This window comes from Herbaspirillum sp. B65 (assembly GCF_000333555.1).
Lineage (GTDB): Bacteria > Pseudomonadota > Gammaproteobacteria > Burkholderiales > Burkholderiaceae_D > Herbaspirillum > Herbaspirillum rubrisubalbicans.
Genome location: NZ_BADI01000689.1, coordinates 1 through 6,970, shown reverse-complemented (window position 1 = coordinate 6,970; position 6,970 = coordinate 1). Strand labels below are relative to the sequence as shown.

At 60.0% G+C, this 6,970-nt stretch carries 6 protein-coding genes; 5 read left to right on the top strand and 1 reads right to left on the bottom strand.

All coding sequences use genetic code 11. From position 1 onward, the window contains the following. Positions 1-1,097: 1,097 nt before the first annotated feature. On the bottom strand, positions 1,098-2,144 hold the full coding sequence (locus I5W_RS16430) for a site-specific integrase (protein ID WP_229297110.1): 1,047 nt from the start codon (positions 2,142-2,144) through the stop codon (positions 1,098-1,100). Positions 2,145-2,254: 110 nt separating this feature from the next. Here I5W_RS16430 and dusA point away from each other — a divergent pair, with 110 nt between their 5' ends. The 5 genes from dusA to I5W_RS16405 all read left to right on the top strand — a co-directional run bounded on the left by dusA (position 2,255) and on the right by I5W_RS16405 (position 6,832). Further along, complete coding sequence (dusA, locus tag I5W_RS32540; protein ID WP_256380786.1) at positions 2,255-3,256, top strand: tRNA dihydrouridine(20/20a) synthase DusA; 1,002 nt, start codon at positions 2,255-2,257, stop codon at positions 3,254-3,256. Positions 3,257-3,322: 66 nt separating this feature from the next. Next, positions 3,323-4,444 (top strand): bifunctional 3,4-dihydroxy-2-butanone-4-phosphate synthase/GTP cyclohydrolase II, encoded by a 1,122-nt coding sequence (gene ribBA / locus I5W_RS32535; protein ID WP_044530029.1) that lies wholly within the window; start codon positions 3,323-3,325, stop codon positions 4,442-4,444. A gap of 56 nt (positions 4,445-4,500) precedes the next feature. Continuing rightward, positions 4,501-4,986, top strand: coding sequence for a 6,7-dimethyl-8-ribityllumazine synthase (gene ribH / locus I5W_RS16415; protein ID WP_017452181.1), 486 nt, complete (start codon positions 4,501-4,503; stop codon positions 4,984-4,986). 105 nt (positions 4,987-5,091) lie between these two features. Further along, entirely contained in the window at positions 5,092-5,583 is a 492-nt protein-coding gene (gene nusB / locus I5W_RS16410) for a transcription antitermination factor NusB (RefSeq protein WP_044530028.1), read from the top strand. A gap of 67 nt (positions 5,584-5,650) precedes the next feature. Further along, a complete protein-coding gene (locus tag I5W_RS16405) occupies positions 5,651-6,832 on the top strand; it encodes a pyridoxal phosphate-dependent aminotransferase (protein WP_044530027.1) in 1,182 nt (393 codons plus the stop codon). Positions 6,833-6,970: the final 138 nt, after the last annotated feature.

Genomic DNA, 6,970 nt, shown 5'->3' with positions numbered 1-6,970 from the left:
GTCCGTTTACACAAAAATATGTACAGGCCCGGCCAGATGGCGACGTTCTAACAGATCACAAGGTTTAGTTCGATGCGCTCGAGGCCAAGCTGCCTGATCGGCGGCAGATGCCCAATACAAAGAGGATCAACCATTACGGGTTACCTCCCGACTGATCGGGGAAATTGAATGGTTCAAATTCCTGGCGATAACTCGCACTCGGCGCTTGCTTCAACGCAGACTCTACCTCCTTCGACTTGCCACCGCGCGACACATGCCCGTACAGAAATTCCCGCATATGACAATTGATGATCCGCGCAAGCACTTCCCAACCATCGCGTGCCCTCAAGAGGCGGCATAGATCAGTTGCCTAACGCTGCATTAGCCCTCTGGCCAATAATGGTAAGGCTTGTCTTCAATGGTGATGAACGAGCGGCTCATCATTTCCTCGCTAGCTTGCACATGGCGCACTGCTACCCCCGCTCTGACGGGCGGAAACAGAAATTTTCCTAACGCGCGGGAACGCCGCCCTGATGGTTCCTATGCCTTCAGAGGCTGCGCGTGAATGGCAGGAGGAAGCCTGGAGAAATTGCAATAAATGCAATTATTTTGTCTTTTTTAGCCCGGCGCGCGCGGTTGCCCCCACCCCGCGCCTGCCCGCTAAATAGGTCGGTTTTGACTCAAATTTGCGTCGCCCGCCGGGGCATGTCCGGTCTAGCACGGCCGCCTAACAGACGTACGTCAAATCTGACGCATTTTGACGCACTTAGGACGCTTTTTTCACGGTTGGACATCTCTCGAAACACGGTTCGTCGCTATATCCGATCCGGAGCGATCGAGCCATCCTGCCCATCCAGGCGGTCATCCAGTGCCCTAGATGAATTCGTGCCTCGACTTTCAGCCTGGCTCAGCGCCGAGGCGGTCAAATTGCGCAAGCAGAGACGAACCCTGAAACAGATGTTCCTGGACTTGAGGGAGCTGGGATATGAAGGGTCGTACGACCGTGTGGCAGCCTTTGGGATGCAATGGAAGGTGGGTCAAATGGAAAGGGTCAATTCTGCGAGCAAATCAACAGACGGCGTTGCTGAGGGTAATTAAGATTCGCTCTGTCGTCATCCTCATCCCAAGGGTGGGCTACGATGTAAATCTTTGGCTCGGATCTGCGTATATCTCGCGAGCATTTTCCAATCCCTGTGCCCAGATACCAGAGCGACCTGCTCAATGCTGTAACCCTGCTCAAAGAGGCGTGATACTCCCTCATGCCTCAAGTCGTGAAACCTTAAATCTTCGATCCCCAGTGATTTGCAAGCACGTGGAAAGAGGCTGCTTACCGTCCCCTCCGTGACGGGGAAAATCCGTTCTTCCTTGTCAATCTTTGGTTGCCGCTTGATGATCGCGAAGGCGTCGCCTAGAAGTGGCACCTCTTGATCGTTCCCAATCTTAGTGCGAGGGTGCTTTCGATTTCTGATTATGATGGTCCGATCCTGTTCGTTCAGGTCGGCCCATCTAAGGTTGATGATCTCGCTCAAGCGCATGGCGGTGTCGACTGCGAATGCAATAAGATCGGACATGGGTACCTTTTGCCGGACCTTAACCGCAAACCAAGTGCTGATGTTCCCCAGCTCTATCTTCGTTGGCCGCCTGGTGCGCTCTTTTGACCTGGTCGACAAGCCGATGTGATCCATATAGGCTCGCGCTTGGGCGATTGCGTCCAGATTGACCGGCCAGCGCCAGATGTTCTTTGCTGCCTTCAGGATGCTGCTTAGATATGTCAGGTCAATGGCAATCGTAACGCCGCCTGCACCGGCACCCTTTCGTTCCTTTACGTAATCGATCAGTGCGTCCCCTGTCAGCTCCGGCATGGTCAGCTTGCCGAGGTAACGTTTCAAAGTTGCCAATACTGCCTTTTTGTTTTTGCCCAACGGTTTAACCTGGGTCTGCTCCTCTACATAGCGGTCAATAGCGGCGCTGAGGGTCTTGTCTGCTATGATACGGACGTCCTGAAATTTGAGCGCCCGCATGTCGGCTTCCTGCCGCGAAGCCCAATCTTGTGCCTGCGCCTTTGTGTCGAACATCTCGCTCTGCGCGGGAAATCCCTTCCTCCGAATCCTCGCACGCCAACGCTTGCCAATTTTCTGGAATGTCGCCATCTGTTTTTTGTCCAATTTTTGTCCAATGGCGAATGATAAACCATTTATTTTCGTGAAATATCGTGAAGTGTGAAGTGGTCAATAAGGCGGCGGAAAGCCGCGTCAGTGCTGGAACTAGCCCGAGTTTGCCGGCTCGAACGATTTCGGTCGCCCCCATGATGGACTGGACCGACCGCCACTGCCGCGTCTTCCATCGCCAGATCACGCGTCACACCTGGCTCTACACCGAGATGGTCACCACCGGTGCGCTGCTGCATGGCGATGTGCCGCGCCACCTCGATTTCGATGAGCAGGAGCACCCGGTGGCCCTGCAACTGGGCGGCAGCGAGCCGGCCGACCTGGCCCATAGCGCCAAGCTGGGTGAGCAGTGGGGCTATGACGAGATCAACCTGAACTGCGGTTGCCCCTCCGAGCGCGTCCAGAAGGGTGCCTTCGGTGCCTGCCTGATGGGCGAGCCGACGCTGGTGGCCGATTGTGTCAAGGCCATGCGTGATGCAGTATCCATAGCCGTGACCGTGAAACACCGCATCGGCATCGATGACGTGCAATCCTATGACTTCGTGCGCGACTTCGTGGGCCAGATTGCCGAGGCGGGTTGCCAGACCTTCATCGTCCATGCCCGCAATGCCATCCTCAAGGGCTTGAGCCCCAAGGAAAACCGCGAGATTCCGCCGCTGAAATACCACTATGCCTATCAGCTGAAGAAGGATTTCCCGCAACTGGAAATCCTCATCAACGGCGGCATCAAGACCCTGCCCGAGATCGATGAACACCTGCAGCACGTCGATGGCGTCATGCTGGGGCGCGAGGCATATCACAACCCCTATCTGATGGCCAGCTTCGATGCCCGCTACTACGGCGACCTGGAGGGCGGCCGCCAGCCCAGCCGGGCCGAGGTGATTGCAGCCATGTTGCCCTATATCAAGCGCCAGCTGGAGTTGCATGGCGACAATGGCCGTGGCTTGCGCCTGAACAGCATCACCCGCCATATGCTGGGCCTGCTGGCCGGGATGCCCGGTGCGCGTGCCTTCCGTCAGACCCTGTCGGACTCCAAGCGGCTGGCGCTGGGCGATCCGGCACTGTTGCTGGAAGCGCTGCAACGTACCCAGGCCGCACAGGCGGCGTAATTGCCCAGCGGGAGAGGCCCGCAATCCTTTAAAATAGCGGGTTCCAATTGGGAAAAGAGCGCGAATATGCCACTTGCTACAACCGAAGAAATCGTCGCCGAACTCCGTGCGGGTCGCATGGTGATCCTGGTCGATGAAGAAGACCGCGAAAACGAGGGTGACCTGGTCCTGGCCACCGATTTCGTCACGCCCGAAGCCATCAACTTCATGGTCACCCATGCGCGTGGCCTGGTTTGCCTGACCCTGACCGAAGAACATGTCGACCAGCTCGACCTGCCGCTCATGGCCACCCGCAACGGCACGGCTTACGGCACCAATTTCACCGTCTCCATCGAAGCCGCCGAAGGTGTGACCACCGGCATTTCCGCCGCCGACCGCGCGCGCACCATCCAGGTGGCCGCCTCCAAGGGCGCCAAGCCGTCCGACCTGGTGCAGCCGGGCCACATCTTCCCGCTGCGTGCGCAGAAGGGTGGGGTGCTCATGCGCGCCGGCCATACCGAGGCTGGGTGCGACCTGACCGCCATGGCCGGCCTGACCCCGGCGTCCGTGATCTGCGAGATCCTCAAGGACGACGGCACCATGGCCCGTCTGCCGGACCTGCTGGAGTTCGCCCAGAAGCACAAGCTGAAGATCGGTACCATCGCCGACCTGATCCATTACCGTAGCCGCAACGAGAGCATCATCGAACGCGTGGCCGAGCGCGAGATGCAGACCGCCCATGGCAGCTTCAAGGCCATCGCCTATCGCGATACGCCCTCCGGTGGCGCGCACCTGGCGCTGGTGCGCGGCGACATCCAGCCGGGCCGCGAGACCCTGGTGCGCGTGCACCAGCCGGTGTCGATCCTGGACCTGCTGGAAGCGGGCGTGACCACCCACTCCTGGAACCTGGCCGCAGCCATGCAGGCGGTGCAGGCCGCCGAGTCCGGTGTGATCGTGCTGCTCAACTGCGAGGAATCGGCGCAGCAGATGTTCGACCAGTTCGGTGCGTTGAACAAGGTCGGCACGCCCGCCGCTGCCAAGCCCGCCCGTGCCGACCGCATGGACCTGCGCACCTACGGCATCGGCGCCCAGATCCTGAAAGACCTGGGGGTATGCAAGATGAAGCTCTTGGCCAGCCCGCGCAAAATGCCTTCGATGACCGGCTTCCAGCTGGAAGTCACCGGTTACCAGGCCCGTGACGGCGTCTGAGCGCGACCCGACGAATCAAGCAATTACGCAAGTCAACCTATCAAGAAGGAACAGCCATGACCATCGGAACCTATGACCCAGACCTCAATGGCGAAAGCTTGCGCATCGGTATCGTCCAGGCGCGCTTCAATGAAGACGTCTGCCATGGCCTGCTGGCCGCCTGCCTGGCCGAACTGAAGCACCTCGGCGTGGCCGATGAAGATATCCTGCACGTGACCGTGCCGGGCGCGCTGGAAATCCCGCTGGCGCTGCAGAAGATGGCCGAGACCGAACAGTTCGACGCCCTGATCGCGCTGGGTGCGGTCATTCGTGGCGAGACCTATCACTTCGAGCTGGTTTCCAACGAATCCGGCGCCGGCATCACCCGCATCGGCCTGGACTTCGGCTTGCCCATCGCCAACGCCGTGCTCACCACCGAGAACGATGAACAGGCCGAAGTGCGCATGGCCGAGAAGGGTGCCGACGCCGCCCGCGTGGCCGTGGAAATGGCCAACCTGTCCATCGTGCTGGAAGAACTCGGTCAGGCCACCGAAGAAGAATAATTCATAGGCGCTGCGGGACACGCGTCCCGCAGCCGCACTGCTGGCCTGGTGCCGGCACTCGCATTCATTTGTNTTAGTTATCCAAGGCCCCCGGCCGCAATCATCATGTCGAACAAAACTCAACACGCCAATTCGAACAAGAACCGCACCCCGCGTCACCGCGCCCGCGAGTTCGCGTTGCAGGGCTTGTACCAGTGGCTGCTCAACCACGAGGACGCGGGCGCTATCGAAGCCCACATCCGCCAAGCCCACGGTTTCGACAAGGCCGACGCCGAGCACTTCGATACCCTGCTTACCGGCGCCATCCGTGACGCCGAGAAGCTGCGTGCCGGCCTCTCGCCGCTGATCGATCGTCCCATCAAGGAACTCTCGCCGGTGGAACACGCCGCCTTGCTGATCGGCGCCTACGAGCTGCAGAACCACATCGAGATCCCCTACAAGGTGGTCATCAACGAAGCCGTGGAACTGACCAAGTCGTTCGGCGGCATCGATGGTCACAAGTACGTCAATGGCGTGCTGGACCGTTTCGCGGCCCAGACCCGTGCCACTGAAGTGGAAGCGGCCGGTCGTCGTAAGCGCGCTTGCAGCGAGTATTGATCGCTTTTGTGGTGAGGCTCCCGAGCGCCGCCATTCTTCGTTGTCCCCTGTTGTCCGGAATTAGCGCATGAACCTGAATCAACTGGCTTCACGTTTGCAGCACATCGCTCCCTTCCATGTGATGGAATTGTCCAAGAAGGCCGACATCCTGGCCCAGCAGGGACGCGACCTGATCCACATGGGGATCGGCGAACCCGATTTCACGGCGCCGCCGGCCGTGGTCGAGGCCGCCACCCGCGCCATGGCCGAGGGCAAGATGCAATACACCTCGGCCACCGGCTTGCCGGCATTGCGCCAGGCTATCTCGAACCATTACCGCAGTGTCTATGGCCTGGAGATCGCGCCTGAGCGTATCGTCATCACTGCTGGCGCGTCGGCAGCCTTGCTGCTGGCCTGTGCGGCGCTGGTCGAGCGCGACAGCGAAGTGTTGATGCCCGACCCCAGCTATCCCTGCAACCGCCATTTCGTGGCGGCCTTCGAGGGCCGCGCCAAGCTCATCGCCAGCGGCCCGGAACATCGCTTCCAGCTATCGGCGCAGATGGTGCGCGAGCATTGGGGTGAGCGCACGCGCGGCGTGCTGCTGGCCTCGCCCTCCAATCCCACCGGTACCTCCATCGCCGCCGACGAATTGCGTGCCATCCTCGGTGAAGTGCGCCAGCGTGGCGGCTTTACCATCGTCGATGAGATCTACCAGGGCTTGTCCTATGAAGGCGCACCGTTCTCGGCGCTGTCGCTGGGCGAGGATGTGGTGGTCATCAACAGCTTCTCTAAGTATTTCAACATGACCGGCTGGCGCCTGGGCTGGCTGGTGTTGCCCCCGGCCTTGGTGCCGCAGGTCGAGAAGCTGGCGCAGAACCTGTTGATCTGTGCTTCCTCGATTGCCCAGCACGCCGCCGTGGCCTGCTTCACGCCCGAGACCATGGCCGTCTATGAAGCGCGCAAGGCCGAGTTCAAGCGTCGTCGCGACTACATCGTGCCGGCGCTGGAAAGCCTGGGCTTCAGCGTGCCGGTGGTGCCGGATGGCGCCTTCTATGTGTATGCCGATTGCAGCGCCCTGTGCGATGATGCCGACCAGCTGAGCCTGGACATGCTCAATGAAGCTGGCGTGGTGCTGGTGCCGGGGCTGGATTTCGGTCCCTTCACGGCGCGCCGCTATATCCGCCTGTCCTATGCCACGTCGATGGAAAAGCTGCAGGAAGCCGTGGCCCGTCTGCGGGTGTTTTTTGCCGAGCGCAAGAAGGCGGCCTGAACGTCACCTGAGCGCCGCGCTGTCGCGCAGCCTGGCTGCAGGCGTAAAAAAAGGAGCCCGAGAGCTCCTTTTTTTGTGCGTTCTGAATACCGGTAATATTCACATCGCAACACGCTTTGCTGTATGGATATTACAGCG

Bases quoted from the DNA above. Each gene is read 5' to 3' on its own strand.
- ribBA (WP_044530029.1), top strand. From the start codon at position 3,323: ATGCCACTTGCTACAACCGAAGAAATCGTCGCCGAACTCCGTGCGGGT.
- ribH (WP_017452181.1), top strand. From the start codon at position 4,501: ATGACCATCGGAACCTATGACCCAGACCTCAATGGCGAAAGCTTGCGC.
- nusB (WP_044530028.1), top strand. From the start codon at position 5,092: ATGTCGAACAAAACTCAACACGCCAATTCGAACAAGAACCGCACCCCG.
- I5W_RS16405 (WP_044530027.1), top strand. From the start codon at position 5,651: ATGAACCTGAATCAACTGGCTTCACGTTTGCAGCACATCGCTCCCTTC.